Genomic DNA, 23,819 nt, shown 5'->3' with positions numbered 1-23,819 from the left:
ATGAAATGATTCAAATCAATCATTTCGTGAAAATTAAGCTATCATACAAGCAATAAGATATTTATTCTTTTTTTATCAATAATGCCCAACATAATGATCTAAAATAAACATCAATAAATTTTTGAATTGCTCCCAAAAAGCTTACAGATTATAAAAACATAATGATTTCATATTGCCCGCTTATCCAATAGGAGAACATCATGAAACTATTAGCAGGAGCTCTTATAATAAGCGCCGCACTATTCACCCAATTGGCTGATGCGAAAACATTAAAAATTGCGAGTGAAGGCACCTATCCTCCCTTCAGTTATATTGACTCAAATAATAAATTGCAGGGACTTGATATTGATATATCTTATGCACTTTGTAAAAAAATGAATGTTGAGTGTACTATTGTTACACAAGACTTCGAGGGAATGATCCCTGGACTTATTGCAAAAAAATATGATGCTATCATTGCTTCCCTCTCTCTCACACAAGAGCGTTTACAAAAAATTGACTTTACAGATCCTTACTACGATACAGCACTGGCTGTTATTGTTACCAAAGCTTCGGGAATTAAAGAAATCTCGACAAAAGACTTTAGAGGTAAAAATCTTGGTGTGCAATCAAATACAACACAAGCTTTCTATGCAGAAGATCATTTTGCCTCTGAAGAGGTGAAAATAAAACTCTATCCTTCCACAATAGAAGTGAATCGTGATCTTTTAAATCATCGACTTGATGTGATCATTGTTGATAAATTACAAGCATTAAATTGGCTTAAAAATGAAGGAAAAGATTGTTGTCTCCTCTTGGGAACTCTAGAAGAAACAAGATTTCCTGTTGCAATTGCAGTCCGTCAAAATAATAATGATCTTAAAAATAAGTTCAATGAAGCTATAAAAGAAATCCGTTTGGATGGAACTTATGAAAAAATTATGAGAAAATATTTTACAAGTGATGTTTATTAAATATCAATATGATATTTTAATGAAACCCGTTGGTTATTGCTAAAAAATATTATCTAACTCTTTCATGAGGAATATAAGAATGATTGAAAATTTAGCATTGCTATCATTTAGCAATGGTGGATGGGGAGCAGTTATACTTTCCAGTGCAGGAATGACTTTGTCATTGGCATTATGTTGTGGACTTCTAGGATTTCCTCTAGGGCTTCTCAATGCAGTGATGATTCGATCCAATATTAAGATGGCCAAAGCTATGGCACGCCTCTTTTCAACGATATTTCGTGGGCTACCAGAGCTTTTAACTTTGTTTTTAGTTTACTACGGATTACAAAGCCTTATTCAAAATTTATTTGACTATTTTAGTTTTGAAATCATGTTCAGTATCAATGCTTTTGTTGCTGGTGTTCTTGCCCTTAGTATGGTTCTTGCAGCTTTTTCTTGTGAAGTTTGGCTTGGAGCATTTAATATTTTTGATAAAGGTCAATATGAAGCAGCTAAAGCTTTAGGACTTTCACGGTCAACCACATTTTTTCGTATTGTCTTCCCTCAGCTCATCCGAAATGCCTTGCCAGGACTTTCTAATAATTGGCTTACTTTACTGAAAGATACATCCCTTGTTTCTACCATCGCGCTTGTTGACCTCATGCGACAAACGAATCTAGCTGTCGCTGCTACCAATAAACCCATGCTATTTTATTTTGTAGCATGCTTACTCTATTTGTTATTTTCAGCGGTTTTTACTGCAATCTTACGCCATTTGGAAACATACACTCAAATAGGCTATAAAAAGGTGCTAAGTCAATGATTCCTGAGTGGCTTTATTTTCTTTTTAATCCTGATCTTTTAAGTCATTATGGACCCAAATTTATTAATGGCTTTATTGTTACTGTTGAACTTGTTTCTATTTCTTGTTCTCTAGGCCTTTTTCTTGGTATGATTATCGCTTTTGCACGTCTATCAGAGAATACATTTTTACAATATTTTGCAAATGCTTATGTCTATTTTTTCCGTGGCTCTCCTTTATTAGCTCAACTCTTTCTTTTTTATTATGGGCTTGGTTCAATGAACAGTTTTTGGCAACAAGTGGGGCTATGGTGGTTTTTTCAAAACGCGTGGTATTGTTGTCTTTTTATTTTTACACTCAATTCTGCTGCCTATCAATCTGAGATCTTTAAAGGAAGTTTTCTATCCGTAACAACTGGACAACGCGAAGCATCAAAAGCTTTAGGTTTAAGCAACTCTGTCACATTTTTTAGAGTTATTCTTCCACAAGCAATGATTGTAGCATTACGCCCCTTAGGAAATGAGTTGATTTTAATGATTAAATCCAGTGCTGTTGCCTCACTTATTACTGTTTATGATTTAATGGGGGTTGCTAAACTCGCTTATTCACGGACTTTCGATTTTCAAGTTTACGTTTGGGCTGCTCTTATCTATCTCTTTATCGTTGAACTCATTCATCGTTTTATTGTTTTTATCGAGCAGCGCCTCACTCGATATTTACGGTAAATAAAATGATCATAAAAAACAGTATCAAATCAAAATGTTGAATTAATCAAGTTCTTCATCAATGAAAGAATAAAATAAGATGAATTTGAAAAATAATAAATCGATCTCTCCCAGTAAAAACCCTGTGATCTCTATCCAAAATCTAAATAAATGGTATGGAAACTTTCAGGTCCTACATGATATCAACTTTAATGTTCAAGCTGGTGAACATATCGTTATTTGTGGACCATCCGGATCAGGAAAATCAACGTTAATTCGTTGTATTAATCAATTAGAACAAGCACAAAAAGGTTCAATCTGTATCCATAACGTTGATATCCATACTGCACCTATACAACAGCAAAAAAATGTTCTTCGTAAGATAGGAATGGTCTTTCAGAACTTTAATTTATTTCCCCACATGAGCGTTATACAAAATTGTATTTTAGCACCTATGACCGTTCAAGGGCTTTCCAAACAACAAGCACAAGAACGGGCAATTCGTTACTTAACGCATGTTGGTATTGAAAAACACTGTGAAAAATATCCTTTACAACTTTCTGGTGGGCAACAACAACGTGTTGCGATTGCCCGTGCACTTTGTATGGAACCCGAAGTCATGCTTTTTGATGAACCAACCTCTGCTCTTGATCCAGAAAGTGTGGGAGAAGTTTTGGAAGTGATGGCTCGATTAGCCGATACAGGGATCACAATGCTTTGTGTTACCCATGAAATGGGCTTCGCACGTAAAGTCTCAGAAAGAATACTCTTTCTAGAAAATGGAAAAATTGTTGAAGATGCAGCCTCTGAAGAATTTTTTACCAATCCTAAAAGCCAACGTGCTTGTAATTTTCTTGCTAAAATTAAATATTAATCATTAAAATATTGCTTTATTTATACAATTTTATTCCTGCTTTTTAAAAGAGTGATAATTGTTTGTGCGCCAACAACCCCCGATGGTACTTCAGTTTTCATTTTCTGTTCTACCATCTCAAAGGAATCAAGTTGTGCCTGTCGCAATAAAGGATTAGCCAAAAGTTGTTCTACCTGTCTTGCTAACATGCCAGGACGGATTAATTCATTCAAATATTCCGAAACAATAGGCTTATCAGCAATAATATTTGGAAGAGCAGCACTCCATAACATCATTTTAGGAAAAATAAATAATTTAGAAAAGAAATCAAGTTTATAGCAAAGAACCATAGGAACTTTTGCTAAGGCTAATTCAAGTGAAACAGTTCCATGTGCAGCAAGAGCAACATCTGCTTGTGCAAAAGCACGCCATTTTTCATCTTCACCAACTACAATTTCTATCTTGCTTTTCCAGCCCTGCACAAAGTCCCGGATTCTATCTACCAAATGAGGTAAGGTTGGTAAAATAATACATAAATGAGGAATACGTTGTACAAGAATCTCTACTGTTTCTCGAAAAATAGGCATTAAGGAACGAATTTCTGAATTGCGTGATCCTGGCAAAATAACTAATGTAGGCGATAATGTTTGTGTATCGATCAAATTTCTTTGTTCTAATTGGCTTTTTTTTTCTGACTGAACTCTCAAAAGGGGAGGATATGTCAAAAGACGATGTCCAACATAAGTCGTGGCAGGGCCTCCCAAATCTTGCATAATCTTTTCTTCAAAAGGAAAAACCGCTAAAACATGATCAACAAATCCACACATAGCTTTTGCACGCTCTGGCCTCCATGCCCAAACGGTTGGTGCAATATATTTAATGATAGGAATAGAAGGCGCTAAAGCACGTACCTTTTTTGCAATACGATGCGTGAAATCAGGACTATCAATAATAATTAAACAATCAGGTTGTTCTTGTGCAATAAATTTGGATAAATTGCGAATATGTAGCAACAACAATGGTAGTTTTTTCAACACCTCCTTTAAACCTATTAAAGCAATATCATGGGAATCAAAAAAGCTTTTTAAGCCTAATGCCTTTAAATGGCTCCCCCCAACACCAATCAAATGAATATTGCATCCTATCTGTTGTGATAAACAAGAAATTAGATCGGCCCCAAGTAAATCACCAGATTCCTCACCTGAAACCACTGCAATCTTTAAGAAACAATTATTCATGACCAAACTTTTCAAATGTCTCTATAAATAAAGAATATTTGTTGGCTTTTTCTATTGTTGTTTTCACTGATAATATTAGACTTCTATTTGCCTCCACCGCAACACCAGATAAACCACTCTTTGCAATATTCATTATTGTCGCGGGCCCAATTGATGGCAAATCAACGCGATTATCCTGTTGTGGTTTTGCGCATTTTACAAGAATGCCACCTTTAAGGGGAATTTGCCCTCTTTCTCGCATTTCACAAACACGCCACAACATATTATCAGTTCCCTCAGCGCCCTCTAGAGCAACCACCCTTCCTTGGACAACGACAACGGCTTGCCCGATATCTAATTGACCTAAAAGCTTTGCTGCTTCTACTGCTAAAAAAATATCTTTTTTCTCTTTTGGAGTAGCGCGCCGTACTGTTAAATTAAATTCTATGGGAGCTAAAAGATCTGGGACTATTTCGTGAGCACCGATAACACAAAAACCGTGTGCTTCAATAACCCGTATAAAAGCTTTTAATAACGCATCGTCTCCCCTCTTCAAAGCTCCGATTAACTTAGGAAGAGCTAAAAATGTTGTCCAGTCCAGTCGCAATTGTTTAAGAAGTGGACGCTTTTTCACACCACCTGCCAAAACAACATTATATACACCAGCCTCTTTTAAAATTTTAACGAGTCGTGCTAACTCTACAATTGATAGCTCGCAATGCTCATAGCGATAAAGAACAGAATCTGCCTCACCATGCAAAAGCACAAGAAAAGGATTTTCTCCATTCTTCTCAAGAGTCTGCGCAACAGTAATCGGTAGAACACCATTTCCTGCTATAATAGCAGTACGGCCGGAAAGAAAACTTCTGGCTCCCCAAATAGGCATTTTTAATCCTTATGTTCTTTTATTCTAACACCTTCAAATTTTGGTGTGCAATAAAAACGCTTTCCTTCTTCTTTAATAAAATTAACAACTTCAGAAACAGACTGAGAAGAAGAATAGAAAGAAGCAACATCACTGACACGCTCTTTAAATGGTTTGCTATGATCAAAAAGCATAGCAACCGCATGACGGAGTGCATGAATATCTTGACGCTCAAGTCCTGCACGCTTCATGCCAATAATATTGAGTCCAGCAAGTTTTGCCTGCACACCAACAGCTGTTCCATAAGGTATCAGATCACCAACCAGTGCAGATACGCCGCCGATAAATGCATGATGTCCAACACGAACAAATTGATGAACAGCAGCACCACCACCAATAATCACATAATCACCAATAGTAACATGACCAGCAATCATTGCGTTATTGGCAAATGTTACATGATTGCCTACATAACAATCGTGAGCGATATGCGCATAACAAAAAAATTGGCAATTATCACCAACAACTGTCATTCCTACACTCGAATCGGACCCCCTATGCATTGTTACACCTTCACGAATCGTACAATTCTTACCAATAAAAAGAGTTGTAGCCCCTCCTTTATGTTTATTATTTTGCGGATCTGCCCCCAAAACGGCATGAGAAAATACTTTACTCTTGGCTCCTAACGTTGTCTTTCCCATTATTACAACATGACTTGTCAAACTACATTCATCACCAATAACAGCCTCTGAACTAATATGGCAAAATGGTCCAACGCGTACATTCTCACCAAGCTGCGCTCCCTTCTCCACAAGAGCAGTTGGATGGATTTTCGTACCGGACATTTTTAAATCCCCATCAAATATCGTTTATTCTTTTTCAACAATCATCGCAGCAATTTCTGCTTCAGCGACGCGGACATCTTCTACTTTTGCAACACATGAAAAACGTCTCATACCAGATCTTTTTTTCAAAAGCTGAACATGAATCTTGAGCTGATCACCAGGCATAACCGGCTTACGAAATTTCGCATTATCAACCGTCATAAGGTAAACTAAATTTGTTTGCTTATTGCCTAAATTTAAAAGTGCTATTGCTCCTGCCGTTTGTGCCATAGCTTCTAAAATCAAAACTCCAGGCATAACAGGCTTTGAGGGAAAATGTCCCATAAAATGTGGCTCGTTAATCGTTATATTTTTAATACCAATCGCTTCTTGTTCACCATCAATATCAACGATACGATCAATTAATAAAAATGGATAACGGTGCGGTAATATTGATAATAGTTTTTCAATATCGACAGCCTCTAAGTTTTTAGTTTTTTCACTGCTGATCATATCAGCGTTTCTCCTTTTTAACTTTTCCCATACTGCGCAATGCCGCTACTTCACGAAACCATTGTTTAAATGGTCGCGCTGGACTACCTCCCCATTTTTCGCCATCCGGAATGTCATTCATAACACCACTACGAGCAGCAATCTGAACAGATTTACCTATTATGATGTGATCCGCTACTCCCACACTTCCGCCAAGCTGAGACATATCCCCTATAGATGTACTTCCCGCAATGCCACATTGAGCGGCAATAAGACAATAGCGTCCAATTTTGACATTGTGGGCAATTTGTACAAGATTATCAATCTTGCTTCCTTCACCAATAACAGTATCTTGAAATGTTCCACGATCAATTGTCGTGTTCGCACCAACTTCTACACCATCCTCAATAATAACGCGACCAAGCTGTGGAATTTTCTCGATTCCAGAAACGCCCCCAACATAACCAAAACCATCTTGCCCAATGCAAACACCAGGATAAAGCTGAACCTTATCACCTATTATAGAACACTGAACTGTTACCTTAGGAGCAATATAGCAGTCACATCCAATACGGCAATTTTCACCGATAACAGCTGTGGATGAAATAAGAGTTCCTGCACCAATCTCAACATTTTTACCAATAACAGCTCCCGCTTCAATACACACATCATGTGCCAACTTAGCCGTTGGATGAATATGCGCATGCGATGAAATCCCCTTCTGCCCCAACCAAGGCATTGGCTTGACAGAATCTGGAAACAAAATACGACCAATCTGAGCAAAGTCACGCTGTGGTGTGGATGTCACCAAAATTGCCATAGTTTCGGGAACTTTAAAAACAATCTCATTCGTACACAAAACAGCAACAGCAGAACTGTCCAGTAAAGCATCAGAAAACTTCCGATGCTCTACAAAAACAAGCGAACCTTCCACAGCACTCTCAAGTGAAGAAAGAGTATTGATAACTTTATGAGAAAACTCTGGATTAAGAAGCTTTGCACCCGTCAACTCAGCAGCATTTGCAACTGTCAATCGTCGGGACGGCGTAAAAAAAAATGTATCCGCCATCAAAACACTTTCTCTCCCAGCTTAAGCTATTCTCTTCAAGTTTTTCCTTCTTAAAATCGCTCAAATCAGAACTTCGTAGAAATACCAAAGTTCAATTGTTGCAAACGATCACCTTCCTGCTTCGTTATTGGCCAAGCATAATCAAAACGCAAAGGACCAAACGGAGAATCCCACATCAAACTCACACCTGCAGATGAACGCCAAGCACTTTTGGTATTGGTAACAGACGGTTCACCCTTAAAAACGGCTTTATAATTATTGCCATAAAGCGTGGCAATATCCGCAAATAAAGCACCGCGCAACCCAAATCCTTCAGGCACGACAGGGATAGGGAACTGTACTTCAGCAGTCGCATTCATATATGTCGTTCCCCCCAAGAAATAAACCTCACCCTTACTGGAAACCTGACGCGGACCTATTCCATTATATTTGAACCCTCGAATCATATCAGAATTTACTTTAAACATATCGAAAATACGAACACCATCTCGGCCCATTCCGTGGATATAACCACCCCCAAAGGAAAGCAAACCAACGATATCCTTCTGGTCAGAAAGAGTCTTGTACATCATCGCCTTACCCGTGGTCTTCAAGAACTTTGCACTCCCACCAAGCCCTGCATATTCCTGAAGCAGATGCACGTACCACCCATCATGGGGGGATCTCATATCATCAATCGTATTATAGGTGAAACCATAACTAATTGATGAACGTTTCCAAGGGCTGTGTTTTGCAGCTTGAACAATCGCACCAGAATATTTCCCATATAATTCTATTATGTCACTCTCTTTGTCAAAATCATACTCTCCGCCAAAATCATATTCTTCCTGCACATAAGAATAAGCTACATTAGCAGATAATTGATTATTAATAGGTAACGAAAACCGCAGCGATCCACCTGTCTGCCGTACATCATAGGCTTTATCAGCACGATAAGTACTACGAAAAACATCAACACCAGCAGATAAACGATACCCTAAGAAATAAGGATCAACAAATGATAAATTATAATTACGAGATTTTTCTTGCCCCGCACCTAATCCTAAACGAACATATTGACCACGTCCCCCAAGATTACGTTCAGTAACAGAAACTTCAAGTGACATACCAGGACTTGTTCCCCCTGTTGTATACCCTCCAGAAAGAGAAAGATCTCCTGTTGAAGCTTCAACGACATCTATTACCAAAACAACTTGGTCAGATTGATCTGTAGGAACCATTGAAATATTAACGGCTTTGAAGAAACCTAAACTTTCTAGACGACGTTTTGCCCGCTGTAATAAAGTTTGATTGTAAGCATCTCCTTCGTTTAAATCAATCTCACGGCGAATGACGTAATCACGCGTTTTCTCATTGCCACGTATATCAATACGTTGAATATAAGCACGTGTACCCCGTTCAATATTATATAAAATTGAAATTGTATGATTTGCTAAATTACGATTTCCCCGCGGTTCAACTTTAGCAAAAGCATATCCCGAATCAGCAACTTTGTTATTAATAGTTGCAACAGACTGTTCAATATCTTCTGCACTATAAACATTACCTGGCTGGGTTTTAAGCATCCTTTTCACAGATTGAACGTCAATTCCATCAACATCACTTTCAACCTGAATATCGCTAATTTTATAGAGCGCACCCTCATCAAGAACGAAAGAAATTTTATACGTATTGCTTGCTGCATCAAAAGTTGCTTTAGAAGAGACTACACGAAAATCTGCATAACCACGGTTATAATAAAAGCGACGTAAAGCTTCTTCATCAACAGCGAGGCGCTCTTCACTGTAAACATCACCTCCCAACAACTTCGAAAAAATTCCTGAAGTTTTTGTTGAAATCACATCACGCAAACGACGACTTCCAAAGACATTATTTCCCTTAAAAGTGATATCACCAATCTTTGTTTTTTTCCCTTCAACGACATTAAATACCACATTAACCCGCCCTTTTCCAAGGTTAATCGTTTGAACGTTAACAGTGATATTATTACGACCAAGAGTTTTATAAGCCTCACGAATTGTATTTATATCAGCAGAAAGCTTAGCAGAATTAAAAGGCTCATTCGGTTTTAAAGAAATAAACCGCTTAAGATCTGGGTCTTTAAAAGATTTATTTCCTTGAAACAATATTTGATTGACAACCTCATATTCTTTTACGAATACAACCAATTTATCACCCACCGGATTTATTTTAACATCATAAAATAAACCCAATTCGAAAAGGTTCTTCACAGCACTATCAACATCACCACTGGAAACACCTTGCCCAACCTTAATCCCCATATTGTCTCGAATCGCCTGAGAACTTACAAACTTATTCCCACGAACCTCAATAGAGCGGACTACAGACGCTTGTATTTCTCCGACCGCAGCAATTGACATAAAAACCGTTGCTGGGGCAAACATCCCCATCTTTAACACCAATACAGATGCTGCATTTAAAAACTTTGAATTCGTAGTCATTGGCTTTTTTACCTTACTCTCGTTCCTTGGACATGATGCCTTAAAAGCTAACTGCCATAACAACCTTTTTACAGCGAGACTTTTCATTCCTTAATTACTCATTATAATGTACAACGCCACAACATTTTGTAGACATGGTAAACAACCTTCAATTTGTTTTTGCTATTATTACTTAATTTATAAAGCGTTTTCCATAATTTAATTAGCTAAACCAACAAAAATAATCATTAAAAAAGACAAAGATCATAAAAAGGAGAAGAATGGAAAAACCTAAACGAAAAACGATTCCCTGAATTTTAGCAGATATTTTCCTCCCAGTAATGACCTCAATGACATGCAATAAAAGATGCCCACCGTCAAGCGGTAGAATCGGAAAAAGGTTAATAAGCCCAACACTTATTGAAAGAAAAGCTGCCAAATTCAACAAAGAGATAAAACCTGTCTCGCTCACTTTCCAAGCAATTTTAACGGTTTTAGAAGGTCCACTTAGCCGACAACGATCCTCTTTGCCTCCTATTAAACGACTCATAAAAAGAACGGTTTGAGTGGCGATAAACACAGTACGGTCTGACGCTTTTCTTACAGCTGTTACAAAACCATAGCGAATATGTTTTATATAAGTTGGATCTAAACGTGCAGGATTATTTAAATCAACAGGAACACCTACACCTATCATAGCACTTCGTGTTCGATTACCAAATCCATCATCTCGCTCAACGACTTTCGGGGTAATCATCATTGTAAAGACTCGCCCCATGCGTTCTATTTTAAACTCTATGGGTTCTCTTCCGTGAAAAGCTACATAATTCATCAAATCTTCAAAGCTTTCAACCCGTCGTCCATCCATTTCAACAAAACGATCACCTAATTCCAAACCGGATTGAAGAGCAGGGCTATCTTTTACCAAAGAACCAACAACGGGCTCAATGGCTACACGACCATAGATAAAGAAAAAAAATGTTAGAATAACAACAGTAAAAAGGGCATTGAAGAAAGGACCGGCAAAAACAGTTGCTGCTTTTTTCCAAGCATGCGCACTAGCAAATGAACCATCAACAATCAGAGATGATTGGGATGATTCCGTATCGATTTTTTCCTCATCCCCAACAAATTTTACATAACCTCCTAAGGGGATAAGTGCTAAACGCCACTTCGTGCCATGCTTATCTGTATAACTCGCTATTTCTGGTCCAAATCCAAGCGAAAAAATTAACGCCTTAATACCACACCACCGACCAATGAGATAGTGCCCAAATTCGTGCACAAAAATGATAATCATAATGATGAAAAGAATACTCAAACTTCTTAAAAGAAAATCACCCATAGTGACGATATGATTTAAAAGTTCCAAACTATCTTCTCCCAATTAGATCATACTAAAAAGATTAAAAGGCGCATCCATATCAGACATAAATGAACCAATTAAATAAAGAAGAAAAGCTGCCCCTACCAATCCATCTATACGATCCATAAAACCACCATGTCCAGGCAATAAAGAACTAGAATCTTTAACAGAAAACCGTCTTTTGAGCCATGATTGCCCTAAATCACTCAATTGTGAAACAATTGACAAAACAAGTGTAAGGAGTGGCACAAAAAAACTGGCTAAATTTATATCAAAAAATCCAAAAGCAACCCATATACCACCGAAAACTCCGACAAATGTACCACCAAGTGCTCCTGACCATGTTTTATTAGGAGAAAATTGTGGTGCTAATTTAGGGCCCCCTAATGCACGTCCGATAAAATAACCACCAATATCTGTTCCCCACACTATCGTAAATAAGAAAATAACAACTTGGAACCCCAACATTTCATGATCCCGTAGAAAGCATAAAGCAACAACAGGAAAAGATGCATATAAAAAACCACAAAAAACCCAACCACTCTTTTTTATAGATATAATAGCTAACACTGTAGCTAAAACGATTAAAACACAAAAAATCAATGAAGCAGATACACTCAATACTAAAAAAAAGCCAAAGATTAAATAAAAGATACTTGCTAATATTTTTTGTAAAATACACCATTTCTCTTTAGTAATACTCATCCACTCATAAAGAACAAAACCGCCAATACACCATACAAATAAAAAAAAGAAGTTTCCTCCCAACCATGTTAGATACAACGCAATAATGCCAAAAACAAAAGCTGTCAGAATACGATAAACCAAATTAGACAAAACAACATCCAAACAATAAAAATAGAAAATACAAGCTCTAAAATTAACGCAAGAAAAACTCCCCTACGCAGTATTTTTATCTCATACCTGTATAATTTCTCTTATAATTTATCATAAATAATTCAGTCTACTAAGATAGCGCTTATGAAACTAATAATCAATGAAAACAGCTTCAAAAATCTCCGTCAAAATTATAAAATATTTTTTTAATATTTTCTCAAATATAAAATGAAAAAGCAGTTACCTCTGCCCCATACAAATTAACTAATATAGGTTTCGTATAAAAACACTTTTCTATCAACTATTCGTCATTAAAAAATGAATTACGCCACATAACATCTGCTTGATCAATTATACTCACATGTTTTATAATGAGAAATAAGAGAAAGGTTAGACTTGTTTTTTTGCATTATATTCTTTCCTCAACCTTCATCTTAGAATATTTGAATAATTTCTAATAATGCTTTCATTATGCATTTTAACAAAGACGTGCTCAACTAAAAACCCGCACCATGCTGTTAAATAGTGTCTCCCAGCAAAGGGCATGATTTATCACGCAGACTAAAAAATTAAAACATCTGCCCTTTCAAATCAGTCTCTCCCATATCAAAATGATAGAACACCTTCCTGCATCACACCTTGCTACCACAGAGCACACCACTCCCCACAATTATCCCTAGAAACAATTTACAGGCTGGGAGTAAATATCCTTTTTCTAGTGACAAAATCGTCTTAAACGTGCATAATTTCAGATTCTTTTACGGCTAAAATTTTATCAATATCAGCAATAGTTTCATCCGTGAGTTTTTGAACTTTTTCAGACAAACTATGGGCTTCATCTTGTCCAATTTCACCATCTTTTTCTAACTTTTTCAAATTGTCCAGACCATCCCGACGAACATGACGTGTAGCAACACGCGCTTGCTCTGCATAGTGATGCGCAATTTTTACAAGTTCTTTACGGCGCTCTTCATTCAACTCAGGCAAAGGAATACGTAGATTCGTACCATCAGTTATGGGATTTAAACCAAGACCAGAATCGCGAATAGCGCGCTCTACAGCTCCGACCATCGTTTTATCCCATACAGAAACAGAAAGCATCCGAGGTTCAGGAACAGAAATATTAGCAACCTGATTTATATGCACAACAGAACCATAAGATTCAACAGTCAACGGCTCTAATAAACTAGCCGATGCACGTCCAGTCCGTAAACCACCTAATTCATGTTTAAAAGCCGTAATGGCACCATCCATGCGACGTTTCAGATCATCCATAATCGATGTAACATTCATATTTCTGTCTCCTTCAATTGTCCTTTGAAGCTTACCCTTATTCCGATACTATTGTAAAGCGTCCTGTTCCATTCAAGACCTTAGCCAAACCGCCTTTTTCATGAATGGAGTACACAATAATCGGCACATTGTTCTCACGTGCTAAAGTGACCGCCGTTGAATCCATAACAGATAATCCCCATTGCAAAACTTCAACATGTGTTAATTGGTCAAAACGCTTAGCCGTAGGGTCTATTTTTGGATCTGCTGAATAAATACCATCAACTTGTGTTCCTTTAAGAAGGACATCTGCACCAATTTCTGCTGCACGTAAAGTAGCAGCAGAATCAGTGGTAAAAAATGGATTTCCTGTACCACCTGCAAAAATAACAACTTTTCCCTGATTCATATAAGCTATTGCTTTACGTTGCGAGAAACTTTCACAAATTTGTGGCATAGCAATCGCAGAGAGTACAACAGTTTCAACCCCTAATTTTGTCAAAGATGTTCGCAATGCTAAAGAGTTAATAGCAGTTGCAAGCATTCCCATATGATCACCTGTCACTCGGTCCCCACCATGCGAAGCAACAGCAACGCCACGAAAAATATTTCCCCCACCGATAACAACCGCAACTTCTATCCCCATTGTGCGCACTTCTGCAATATCAGCGGCAATACGGTCTACAACAGAAACATCAATGCCAAAATTCTGCCCTCCCATAAGAGCTTCACCAGAAGCCTTTAAAAGAATACGTTTATACGGAAGTGCTAATGCCATTAATAATCTCCCCAAAAGCCCATTTACTTTTTGCTTTTGACATCACGAAGGGCACCACTTTTTTCACGTGACGCCCTCTCAACAATTACATTGTTCCCCTCAGAGATTCTACAACCAATGATATGACTTTAATCTCTGATCAAGAGTTTGCAATAACTAGCCTTTTACAGCAGCAGCAACCTCTGCAGCAAAATCAGACTCCTCTTTTTCCACACCTTCACCTAATGCAAAACGAATAAAGCCTGTAATTTTTGCTGGAGCACCAATTGATTTCTCAGCATCCTTTAAAGCGGCCTCAACAGTTATATCAGGATTCATAACAAAAGCTTGAGAAAGCAAAACAACCTCTTCAAAAAACTTACGCATACGTCCTTCTACCATTTTTTCAATGATATTTTCAGGTTTTCCAGACTGACGTGCTTGATCTGAAAAAATTGCTTTTTCTCGTTCAACAGCAGCAGCATCAACATCTTGTGCTGTAAGTGCTAATGGATTGGTTGCCGCAATATGCATCGCGACCTGCCGACCAAAAGCAAGAGCAGCCTCTTTATTTCCTGTTGTTTGAATCGCAACCAAAACACCAAGTTTTCCAAGCCCATCAGCCACACTATTGTGTATATAAGTCGCAACAACACCATTCTCAACAGACAATTTAGCGGAACGACGAAATGTCATATTTTCGCCAATTGTACCAATTGCATCTTTAATCGTAAGCTCTACAGTCTTCTCAGAGCCTGGATAAAGAGAAACAGAAACAGATTCAACATCCCCTGACGTATCTAAGGCAGCAGTTGCTACTTTACGCACGATGTCTTGGAATCCATCATTGCGTGCAACAAAATCTGTTTCAGAATTAATCTCAACCAAAACTGCATGTGAATCTTTTGATACGACTCCGATTAATCCCTCAGCTGCTGTACGACCAGCCTTTTTATCTGCTTTAGCTATTCCTTTTTTACGAAGCCAATCAACAGCAGCTTCCATATCACCATTGGTCTCTGCTAGGGCGGCTTTACAGTCCATCATACCAGCGCCAGATAGTTCTCGAAGTTCTTTTACTTGTGCAGCAGTAATGCTCATATTTGCCTCTTTATTTTGTAACAGTGAAAGCGTGCAAAATCCCTCTGCACGCCTATAACTTCTTCTTTAGACAATAAAAGTACCTTAATTAGGCGTTTTATATTATTCAGAAACTTCTGAAACTGCATTTTCTTCCAAAATAGGCTCCACAGGTGCATCAACTTGAGCTCCTAAATCGATACCCATTGCTCCTTGCTGGCGTGCAATACCATCAAGAGCAGCACGGGCAAAAAGATCGCAATAAAGAGAAATTGCACGTGAAGCATCGTCATTACCTGGTATTGGATGTGTTACGTCATCGGGATCACAATTGGTATCAATAATAGCAATCACTGGAATACCTAAACGTTTTGCTTCTTGGAGTGCAATATTTTCTTTATTCGTATCGATAACAAAGATAAGATCTGGAACAGAACCCATATCTTTAATACCACCAAGCGCACGATTAAGCTTTTCACGATCACGTTCAAGATTTAAACGTTCCTTTTTAGTAAAGCCTTGCGCTTCAGCAGCAAGAATTTTATCAAGCTTCCGCAAACGATGGATCGAATTGGAAATCGTTTTCCAGTTTGTGAGCATGCCGCCAAGCCAACGTGCATTAACGTAATACTGGGCAGAACGATTCGCCGCATCTGCGATAATGTCAGATGCTTGTCGTTTCGTACCAACAAAGAGAATACGACCACCACGCGCTACAGTATCTGAAACAAGTTTAAGTGCTTGATGTAAAAGTGGAACGGTCTGAGCAAGGTCAATAATATGGATATTATTACGCTGACCATAAATATAGGGAGTCATTTTGGGATTCCAGCGATGAGTCTGGTGACCAAAATGCACACCGGCTTCTAAAAGCTGGTGCATAGTAAAATCGGGTAGTGCCATAAATCTTATCCTTTCCGGTTCAACCTCCGCGGAAAAAGCAGGAAGACCTGCTACCGGCGGATGCTTGCTAGAAGTTTCTCACAGATCATTTGCAAACACCCAGACTCCGCGTGTGGAATAGCGCAAACATACTAATATTTGATTCTTTTTCAAGTTATTTTCTTTAATCATTTAATATTTGCATTTTCACATTGATTAAGATCTTTTCCAAGTTCCAAGAATTCGAGACTGTTCAATTTTGCACGCACTGAAAAAGTTCCATAATCTATATGAAGATCTCGCATGACACCATTCTCATGTAAGAGAAAACTGCTACGATAAACCGGCAAACCATCTTTATTTTCTCCATCATCAAAATAAGAAATTGTAACAGGCCAATATTCTTCTTCATCTAATTTTCTTACTTTTTCCGTTTCGCTATCAGATAAAAGCGTCTTCTTTTCCCCTATGACGATACTTTCTTTTATAACTTTATCTGCTTTATTTGTCCCATCAAATACAGTAACATTGTAAAAATGATCTCCTGCTTTTGCATGGCGGATAATATTTTTTAGTTGCATCATTGGAAATTCAGCCATTGCAAGCTTATACTCTTTTTCCTTTGGCTTTTTTAAGGTAACTGTAATACCATCTTGCGTACGCTCCGCAACCCCCTCGGCACGATGCACAACCTCTTCTCCCTCTTGATCTGTAATATTAAAACGAAATGTACGGCTGTCTCCTGTTTCATAACTCGTCGTCTGTTGATCCGTCAAACGTACTGGCATATCTTCAATGTGAACACGGCTAATGAAACGAAAACGTGTGCTATAGCCCTGGCATGCCGAACCAGTGAGCTCGTAAACCATTCGTCCTGACATCGCAGAAATTGTCATTTCATGAGAAACACTATCGAGATGAAAATCATAAATTGCTCGATGAGGCACAATAAAAATGGGCTCTTCAGCTCTCGCAGTACATAAAAAAACAATATATAAAATTATTATAAATAATGATCTAATCATTCCCAACTTCCGAACTTTATCCCCGTTGCATAACATCATACAATAAGGCAAAAAAGGCTAATTTCTCAATTAACCACACATTTTCTTAAATCAAAAAATAGATTATGCAATGAATATATTATAAAGCAGCTATGGAGTTAAAATTATGACCAATATGATTGAAAAAAACTTAGAAAAATTCGGAATCACTCTTCCTGAAGTAATCTCCCCCCTTGCCAATTACATCACCACTTCACAAAGTGGCAATCAACTCTTTATTTCTGGACAACTCCCTCTTATTAATGGAAAACCTATAGCCATCGGTAAAGTTGGTGCAACTGTGAATACCGAACAAGCCCAAAAAGCATCTGAAGCTTGCGCTCTCAATATTCTCGCGCAACTCAAGGCAACTCTGGGTGACTTAAATAAAATAAAACGTGTAGTCAAAATTACTGTTTTTGTGGCTGTAGATTCTCATTTTACCGATATTCCTTTTGTTGCCAATGGAGCTTCTAATTTATTCGTCAATATCCTTGGTGAAATTGGAAAACACGCCCGTTCTGCTATTGGTGTTGCCTCTCTTCCTATGGATGTTCCTGTAGAAGTTGAAGCCATCATAGAAATCTAAACCTTCATTAAGACAGTGCATTATCCTAAATATAACTGAAATCAAAGTACTTCTTTGTCTTACACTCTGATAAACCTTGCATTTTTTCGTTTTTAAATTAGAATCTTAAACTTACGATAAAAGGAAATATTTGTATGAAACAAGCTTATGACAATAACAATATTTTTGCTAAATTGATTCGCAATGAAATCCCTTCTGTTCGTGTCTACGAAGATGATGATGTTATTGGATTTATGGATATCATGCCACAGGCACCAGGTCATACGCTGGTCATTCCTAAAAAAGGCTCTAGAAACTTACTTGATGCAGATCCTGAAACATTATTTCCTGTTATTAAAGCTGTTCAAAAAATTGCAAATGCTGTCAAAAAAGCCTTTCAAGCAGATGGCATAACTGTCATGCAATTTAATGAAGCAGCTAGTCAACAAACCGTCTATCACCTTCATTTTCATATTATACCACGTATGGAGGGAATAGAGCTTACCCCTCATAATGATATGGTAACGCCTCCAGAAATACTTGAAGAGAATGCAAAAAAAATTCGTGCAGCTTTATAACACACTCTTAAGTTGTTGTGCTTTTTTTTCCTACACGTTTTTTTGTAAAGTTTTCCATTTTACTTTTCTTTGAACTTACAGATATATCGGAAGATGAAATTTCTAACTGTAAGCTTTCTTTTTTACCATTTGATTTTTGTGTCAATACGCGAACGGTACCACCATTGCGTAACTTTCCAAATAAAATTTCATCAGCTAATGGCTTTTTAATATATTCTTGTATAACACGCCCTAATGGGCGTGCTCCCATCTGAGAATCATATCCTTTATTAGAAAGCCATAAAGTTGCAGAAGGGCTTAATTCAAAACAAATTCCCCGATCAGCTAATTGTGCTTCAAGCTGAAAAATAAATTTTTGCACTATCTGATTGATGATTAAATGAGATAAAGGTGCAAACGGAATAATTGCATCTAACCGATTACGAAATTCTGGTGTAAATAACCGATTGATTGCTTCTATATCCTCACCATCACGATGTACTTTCCCAAATCCAATAGCTGATTTTGCCATATCTGAAGCACCAGCATTGGTTGTCATAATCAAAATAACATTGCGGAAATCAATTTTCTTACCATTATGGTCTGTTAATCTACCATAATCCATTACCTGCAATAAAATATTAAATAACTCTGGATGCGCTTTCTCAATCTCATCTAGCAATAGAACTGCGTGAGGTTTCTGATCAACGGCATCTGTAAGGAGACCTCCTTGATCAAACCCTATATAACCTGGAGGTGCTCCGATTAAACGTGCTACCGTATGCCGTTCCATATATTCTGACATATCAAAACGCAATAATTCAATGCCTAAAGATGATGCAAGCTGTTTTGCAACTTCAGTTTTTCCTACACCTGTTGGTCCTGAAAATAAATAACTTCCTATTGGTTTATCCGGTTCGCGTAAACCTGCTCGCGCCAATTTTATGGATGAAACTAAGACGGAAATTGCCTGATCTTGACCATAAACAACATGTTTGAGTTCTCTTTCAAGCTTACTCAGTATCTTCTGATCATTCCGGGAAACTGTTTTTGATGGAATTCTTGCAATTGTAGCAACAGTCGCTTCAATTTCTTTAACACCTATACTCTTCTTGCGTTGTTTTTGTGGCAAAAGCTTTTGCGCTGCGCCACTTTCATCAATAATATCAATTGCTTTGTCAGGTAACCTACGGTCAATTATATAACGTGAAGATAATTCTACAGATGCCTTCATCGCCTGATCTGTGTATTTAATCTGATGAAAATCTTCAAAGTAAGGCTTCATCCCCTGCAAAATCTTAATCGCATCTGTAACAGAAGGTTCATTAATATCAATCTTCTGAAAACGACGCTCTAAAGCACGATCTTGTTCAAAGAATTTGCGATATTCTCTGTAAGTCGTCGAACCAATACATCGCATAGTTCCAGAAGATAACACAGGTTTCAAAAGATTTGCTGCATCCATATTTCCCCCTAATGTCGCTCCTGCTCCAATTAAGGTATGAATTTCATCAATAAATAAAATAGCATCTGGATACAGCTCAAACTCTTTAATAACTTGTTTTAAGCGTTCTTCAAAATCACCGCGATAACGTGTACCTGCAACAAGTCCCCCCATATCAAGAGAAAATATTGTTGCATTTGATAAAACTTCAGGCACTTGCCCATCAACAATACGCTTTGCCAACCCCTCAATTATAGCTGTTTTCCCTACTCCAGGATCACCAACCAAAAGCGGATTGTTTTTTGACCTTCGACATAAAATCTGTATCATGCGTGAAATTTCTATTTCACGGCCAATTAATAAATCAATTTTTCCATTACGTGCTTTACAATTGAGATCAACACAATAATTCGTTAAAGCACTTGTTCCTCTTTCACCATTATCCGAAATCTGCTGATCTAATTGCTCTTCAAGTCCTTCAAGTAACATGGATAACCCATCATCACGCGTGACACCCTGTGAAATAAAACGTACAGCATCGTAGCGTGTCATTCCCATCTCTTGAAGAAAATATGCTGCATGGCTTTCACGTTCAGAAAAAATTGCAACAAGAACATTTGCCCCCGATACTTCATCTTTTCCAGCTGATTGTGCATGAATCACCGCACGTTGGATAACACGCTGGAAAAAAGCTGTAGGCTTTGTATCCTCATCAGCTCTAATCTGTTCATCTAACTCTGAGCGAAGATAATTGGTTAAGCGCTCTCGCAATTCCTCCACATCTACTTGGCAAGCCTGAATAACGGAATTTGCATCGGCATCATCTAACAGCGCAAGTAGAAGATGCTCTAGTGTTGCATATTCATGACGTGCTTGAGTAGCAATTGTTAATGCACGATGCAAAACCTCTTCAAGACTAGGTGTAAAAGATGGCATAGCTCCTCACTTCCATTCCATTACACATTGTAACGGATGTTCATTTTGACGCGCACATTCCCTCACTTGTAATATTTTCATTTCAGCGACTTCATAAGTGTAAGTCCCACATTCTCCTATCCCATTGTGATGAACATTTAACATTATCCGCGTTGCCTCTTCGAAACTTTTTTTAAAAAAGTTCTTCAAAACGAAAACAACAAAATCCATAGGTGTGTAATCATCATTAAGCAAAAAAACTCGACATAATTTAGGTTTTTCGAGTTTTTCTCTAGCCTTAGGCATTATAACCGCACCATGCCTACCTTCATCCCAATTCTTGCCCTTTTCATTATGCATAATATGAGCTATAGAGTTTATTATGAGCATCTGTCCCATTATCGTTTTCCATGCAGCACATTTTTATTAATTTTAAATTCTTTCATAACTATTGCAATACCTGTTTGTATTAGAAAAAAATTTCCCTCTATGGTTAGACTTCAATCACTCACTCATAAAATAACTTCTGTAAACAAATTAGTAATACCATTCGTCTAAACTGCATCAATAAATTACAGAAAAGGAAGCTTTATAGAAGTTTTTTAGGATAAATGGAGAAATAGGATACTGCAAGTGTATATTAATTATCAAAAAATTATGCGCTACTGTAAAACAATAGCAATTTCTTTTGTTATGTTAGCTTTTTCTTACTGTTGGGCATCCGCCACACCTCAAGGCGCCTATCCTGATAAGTATGCGGCTATTGTTATAGATGCTACTACGGGAAAAACTTTATTTCAAGCCAATGCAACACTGAAACGTTATCCTGCTTCTTTAACAAAAATGATGACATTGTACTTACTCTTTGAAGCTATGCAGATGCGTCGTGTGACACCAAATACACCAATTCCTGTTTCACATTATGCAGCAATGCGTCCACCGACAAAAATTGGATTTAAAGCAGGCCAAACAATTTCTGCAGAATCAGCAGCTAAAGCACTCATTACAAGATCCGCAAATGATGTTGCTGCTGCCATTGCAGAATATCTTGGAGGTAGTGAAAAAAAATTCGCTCAAATGATGACAGTAAAAGCTCGTAAACTTGGCATGAAACATACACATTTTGCAAATGCTTCAGGACTTCCGGATGTGCACAATTATTCTACAGCACGAGATATAGCGACTTTGTCATTAGCTTTACGTAAACATTTTCCCAAACAATATAAATTGTTCAAAACAAAAAGTTTTAATTTCCGTGGACATAAAATTAACAGCCACAATAAACTTGTTAAAATAATGAAAGGTGTCGATGGAATTAAAACAGGCTACACACAAATGTCAGGTTCTAATTTAGCAACTTCGATGCGTCTTGAGGGGCGCTCTATTGTCGCTGTTGTTATGGGAGGTAAATCATCTACTGCACGTGACGAGCATATGGCTAGCTTATTGAATCAATATTTGCCCAAAGCAAGCCAAATGAAAAGTGGTGAACGTTTAATAGCTTCTGTACGCTATCACTTACCCACTGGGGCCAATACTCCTATACCGACCATTAAAGCTGATTCAAGTAATTTTGACGATGAAATTTCGACTATGTTGACAGCATTTGCAGAACAACCTAAAAACTCCAATATCGCAATAACGGCTGTCAATAAGGTAATTATACCAATACCGAATCCTCAAAAAACTATACCGGCTGAGACTCATAAAATTGTAACAGTCTCTTTGTCCGAAAATGCCGGATGGGCTATCCAAATTGGTTCTCTTCCTAGTGAAGAACAAGCAAAAACTCTACTTTTAAAAGCAAAAAATATAGCTTTTTCTACTTTAAAGCACGCATCTTCACACATGCAACTGTTTGAAAAAAATGGGCGGCGTTATTACCGAGCGCGCTTTACAGGGTTTCAATCAAAAAAAGCTGCATTTGACGCTTGCTCTACATTAAAGAAAGCAAATTTTAACTGCTATACTGTAGCCTACTAAAAATTTTTGAATTCTGCGTTAAGGATAGTATTATGACAGATAATGCTTTTGCTTCATTCCATAAAAAAGAAATTTTATTGAAGCAATCATCCCTCCTTTCATTGCGTCCTCTTCACGATGCTGCCGCAAAACTTACTGGTTTAAAATATAATTCTACTGCATTAGATACACAGTCTCTTGTTAACCTTCTCATTTGCCAAACAATGCGCAACCGTCGTCTCATAATGCCTCCTGTACGCATTCATTTACGCGTTGCGAGCCAAACTGGTAATGTGCCTATTAAAATCCGTTTAGGAGCAACAAATATTTAATTCTACAGACCCTCTCTAAAAAATTATTTTATTATTAACCATTATCTACAGCCTTAGAAAACCTTTTGATAAACATACTTTTTTCTTAAATTGTTGAATTTTCTGACAGCTTTTCCAACTATCCAATATCTCCAAGCTTTCAATAAAACATTGTTAAGGACATAAAAATACCCAATATTTTTCCACTTTTGGATTTAATATAAAAAATTATCCTTCATATCTTTCTGGAAAAATGAATAGCTTCATTAGATGAAAGCTTATCATTTGGTGGGATTATTGTAAAAGTTCAATAAAGAAAATCCCTCTTAATAACGCTCCCTATACAACATAAACGCTGTAAAAAAAAACAATCTCACTTCTCTTACTTGTATTTATGTCAACAGGCACAGAAAATTGGAAAATACAAATACTATCGATGAAAAAACGTAAATAAATTATCAGATTAAATATTATGATAACGATTCCCATAAGATTTTAATTTATAATTATAATTTATTTTTTGCATATTGAACAAGAGATTTTCGTAAAATACTCTTATTTTACTTCTTATATTGAATCAGTCAAAATCGCTCGCTTGCTCATCACGAGCAAAATTGACATAT

Annotated in this window: 23 protein-coding genes; 8 read left to right on the top strand and 15 right to left on the bottom strand. The window is 37.3% G+C overall.

From position 1 onward, the window contains the following. Positions 1 to 200: 200 nt before the first annotated feature. The 4 genes from ACFIKX_RS10035 (at position 201) to ACFIKX_RS10020 (ending at position 3,312) form a co-directional block, all read left to right on the top strand. Entirely contained in the window at positions 201 to 953 is a 753-nt protein-coding gene (locus ACFIKX_RS10035; protein ID WP_375612134.1) for a transporter substrate-binding domain-containing protein, read from the top strand. 79 nt (positions 954 to 1,032) lie between these two features. Beyond that, complete coding sequence (locus ACFIKX_RS10030) at positions 1,033 to 1,755, top strand: ABC transporter permease (protein ID WP_375612133.1); 723 nt, start codon at positions 1,033 to 1,035, stop codon at positions 1,753 to 1,755. After that, positions 1,752 to 2,459 (top strand): ABC transporter permease, encoded by a 708-nt coding sequence (locus tag ACFIKX_RS10025; RefSeq protein ID WP_375612132.1) that lies wholly within the window; start codon positions 1,752 to 1,754, stop codon positions 2,457 to 2,459. The genes ACFIKX_RS10030 and ACFIKX_RS10025 overlap by 4 nt, the downstream gene beginning before the upstream one ends. Before the next feature lie 79 nt (positions 2,460 to 2,538). Further along, on the top strand, positions 2,539 to 3,312 hold the full coding sequence (locus ACFIKX_RS10020) for an amino acid ABC transporter ATP-binding protein (protein WP_375612131.1): 774 nt from the start codon (positions 2,539 to 2,541) through the stop codon (positions 3,310 to 3,312). A gap of 20 nt (positions 3,313 to 3,332) precedes the next feature. On the opposite strand, the gene lpxB is transcribed toward ACFIKX_RS10020, so the two are convergent. The 13 genes from lpxB to ACFIKX_RS09955 all read right to left on the bottom strand — a co-directional run bounded on the left by lpxB (position 3,333) and on the right by ACFIKX_RS09955 (position 17,421). Continuing rightward, positions 3,333 to 4,529 carry a lipid-A-disaccharide synthase gene (gene lpxB, locus ACFIKX_RS10015; protein ID WP_375629632.1) on the bottom strand — a complete coding sequence of 399 codons (1,197 nt, stop codon included), beginning with the start codon at positions 4,527 to 4,529 and terminating at the stop codon, positions 3,333 to 3,335. Next, positions 4,522 to 5,394, bottom strand: a complete 873-nt coding sequence (locus ACFIKX_RS10010; protein WP_375629630.1) for an LpxI family protein — start codon at positions 5,392 to 5,394, stop codon at positions 4,522 to 4,524. The genes lpxB and ACFIKX_RS10010 overlap by 8 nt, the downstream gene beginning before the upstream one ends. A 2-nt stretch (positions 5,395 to 5,396) precedes the next feature. Next, complete coding sequence (gene lpxA, locus ACFIKX_RS10005; protein ID WP_375609506.1) at positions 5,397 to 6,221, bottom strand: acyl-ACP--UDP-N-acetylglucosamine O-acyltransferase; 825 nt, start codon at positions 6,219 to 6,221, stop codon at positions 5,397 to 5,399. Between the two features lie 24 nt (positions 6,222 to 6,245). Further along, positions 6,246 to 6,713, bottom strand: a complete 468-nt coding sequence (gene fabZ, locus ACFIKX_RS10000; RefSeq protein WP_375629629.1) for a 3-hydroxyacyl-ACP dehydratase FabZ — start codon at positions 6,711 to 6,713, stop codon at positions 6,246 to 6,248. A 1-nt stretch (position 6,714) separates the two neighbouring features. Continuing rightward, positions 6,715 to 7,761: a UDP-3-O-(3-hydroxymyristoyl)glucosamine N-acyltransferase gene (gene lpxD, locus ACFIKX_RS09995; RefSeq protein WP_375612127.1), complete on the bottom strand. Its 1,047-nt coding sequence runs from the start codon at positions 7,759 to 7,761 to the stop codon at positions 6,715 to 6,717. A 65-nt stretch (positions 7,762 to 7,826) separates the two neighbouring features. Further along, positions 7,827 to 10,223: an outer membrane protein assembly factor BamA gene (gene bamA, locus ACFIKX_RS09990; protein ID WP_375613471.1), complete on the bottom strand. Its 2,397-nt coding sequence runs from the start codon at positions 10,221 to 10,223 to the stop codon at positions 7,827 to 7,829. A 202-nt stretch (positions 10,224 to 10,425) separates the two neighbouring features. Next, positions 10,426 to 11,574, bottom strand: a complete 1,149-nt coding sequence (locus ACFIKX_RS09985) for an RIP metalloprotease (RefSeq protein ID WP_375629626.1) — start codon at positions 11,572 to 11,574, stop codon at positions 10,426 to 10,428. 15 nt (positions 11,575 to 11,589) lie between these two features. Then, on the bottom strand, positions 11,590 to 12,405 hold the full coding sequence (locus ACFIKX_RS09980) for a phosphatidate cytidylyltransferase (protein WP_375613469.1): 816 nt from the start codon (positions 12,403 to 12,405) through the stop codon (positions 11,590 to 11,592). Between the two features lie 732 nt (positions 12,406 to 13,137). Next, positions 13,138 to 13,698, bottom strand: a complete 561-nt coding sequence (gene frr, locus ACFIKX_RS09975; RefSeq protein WP_273790667.1) for a ribosome recycling factor — start codon at positions 13,696 to 13,698, stop codon at positions 13,138 to 13,140. Positions 13,699 to 13,735: 37 nt separating this feature from the next. Beyond that, on the bottom strand, positions 13,736 to 14,455 hold the full coding sequence (gene pyrH / locus ACFIKX_RS09970; protein ID WP_273790666.1) for a UMP kinase: 720 nt from the start codon (positions 14,453 to 14,455) through the stop codon (positions 13,736 to 13,738). Positions 14,456 to 14,611: 156 nt separating this feature from the next. Further along, entirely contained in the window at positions 14,612 to 15,535 is a 924-nt protein-coding gene (gene tsf / locus ACFIKX_RS09965) for a translation elongation factor Ts (protein ID WP_375629623.1), read from the bottom strand. Between the two features lie 102 nt (positions 15,536 to 15,637). Next, the gene (gene rpsB, locus ACFIKX_RS09960; RefSeq protein ID WP_273788135.1) at positions 15,638 to 16,417 is read right to left on the bottom strand and encodes a 30S ribosomal protein S2; all 780 of its coding nucleotides are present in this window, start codon (positions 16,415 to 16,417) and stop codon (positions 15,638 to 15,640) included. Positions 16,418 to 16,584: 167 nt separating this feature from the next. Beyond that, the gene (locus tag ACFIKX_RS09955) at positions 16,585 to 17,421 is read right to left on the bottom strand and encodes a cell envelope integrity EipB family protein (protein WP_375620783.1); all 837 of its coding nucleotides are present in this window, start codon (positions 17,419 to 17,421) and stop codon (positions 16,585 to 16,587) included. Between the two features lie 145 nt (positions 17,422 to 17,566). Between ACFIKX_RS09955 and ACFIKX_RS09950 the strand changes: the two genes are divergently transcribed. Then, positions 17,567 to 18,028 (top strand): RidA family protein, encoded by a 462-nt coding sequence (locus ACFIKX_RS09950; RefSeq protein ID WP_375607219.1) that lies wholly within the window; start codon positions 17,567 to 17,569, stop codon positions 18,026 to 18,028. Positions 18,029 to 18,162: 134 nt separating this feature from the next. Continuing rightward, the gene (locus ACFIKX_RS09945; protein ID WP_375607220.1) at positions 18,163 to 18,585 is read left to right on the top strand and encodes an HIT family protein; all 423 of its coding nucleotides are present in this window, start codon (positions 18,163 to 18,165) and stop codon (positions 18,583 to 18,585) included. Between the two features lie 7 nt (positions 18,586 to 18,592). Here ACFIKX_RS09945 and clpA read toward each other — a convergent pair whose 3' ends face one another. Continuing rightward, on the bottom strand, positions 18,593 to 20,944 hold the full coding sequence (gene clpA / locus ACFIKX_RS09940) for an ATP-dependent Clp protease ATP-binding subunit ClpA (protein WP_375613468.1): 2,352 nt from the start codon (positions 20,942 to 20,944) through the stop codon (positions 18,593 to 18,595). 6 nt (positions 20,945 to 20,950) lie between these two features. Beyond that, entirely contained in the window at positions 20,951 to 21,322 is a 372-nt protein-coding gene (gene clpS / locus ACFIKX_RS09935; protein ID WP_375612119.1) for an ATP-dependent Clp protease adapter ClpS, read from the bottom strand. A gap of 234 nt (positions 21,323 to 21,556) precedes the next feature. Between clpS and ACFIKX_RS09930 the strand changes: the two genes are divergently transcribed. Both ACFIKX_RS09930 and ACFIKX_RS09925 read left to right on the top strand, forming a co-directional pair. Continuing rightward, on the top strand, positions 21,557 to 22,906 hold the full coding sequence (locus ACFIKX_RS09930; protein WP_375629618.1) for a D-alanyl-D-alanine carboxypeptidase: 1,350 nt from the start codon (positions 21,557 to 21,559) through the stop codon (positions 22,904 to 22,906). A gap of 32 nt (positions 22,907 to 22,938) precedes the next feature. After that, positions 22,939 to 23,217 carry a hypothetical protein gene (locus tag ACFIKX_RS09925; RefSeq protein WP_375629616.1) on the top strand — a complete coding sequence of 93 codons (279 nt, stop codon included), beginning with the start codon at positions 22,939 to 22,941 and terminating at the stop codon, positions 23,215 to 23,217. Positions 23,218 to 23,819 lie beyond the last annotated feature (602 nt).

Origin of the sequence: Bartonella sp. CM86QHHN (genome assembly GCF_042194695.1) — a bacterium.
GTDB lineage: Bacteria > Pseudomonadota > Alphaproteobacteria > Rhizobiales > Rhizobiaceae > Bartonella.
The sequence above is the reverse complement of the archived record's forward strand: the minus strand, read 5'-3'. Positions and strand labels throughout refer to the sequence as shown.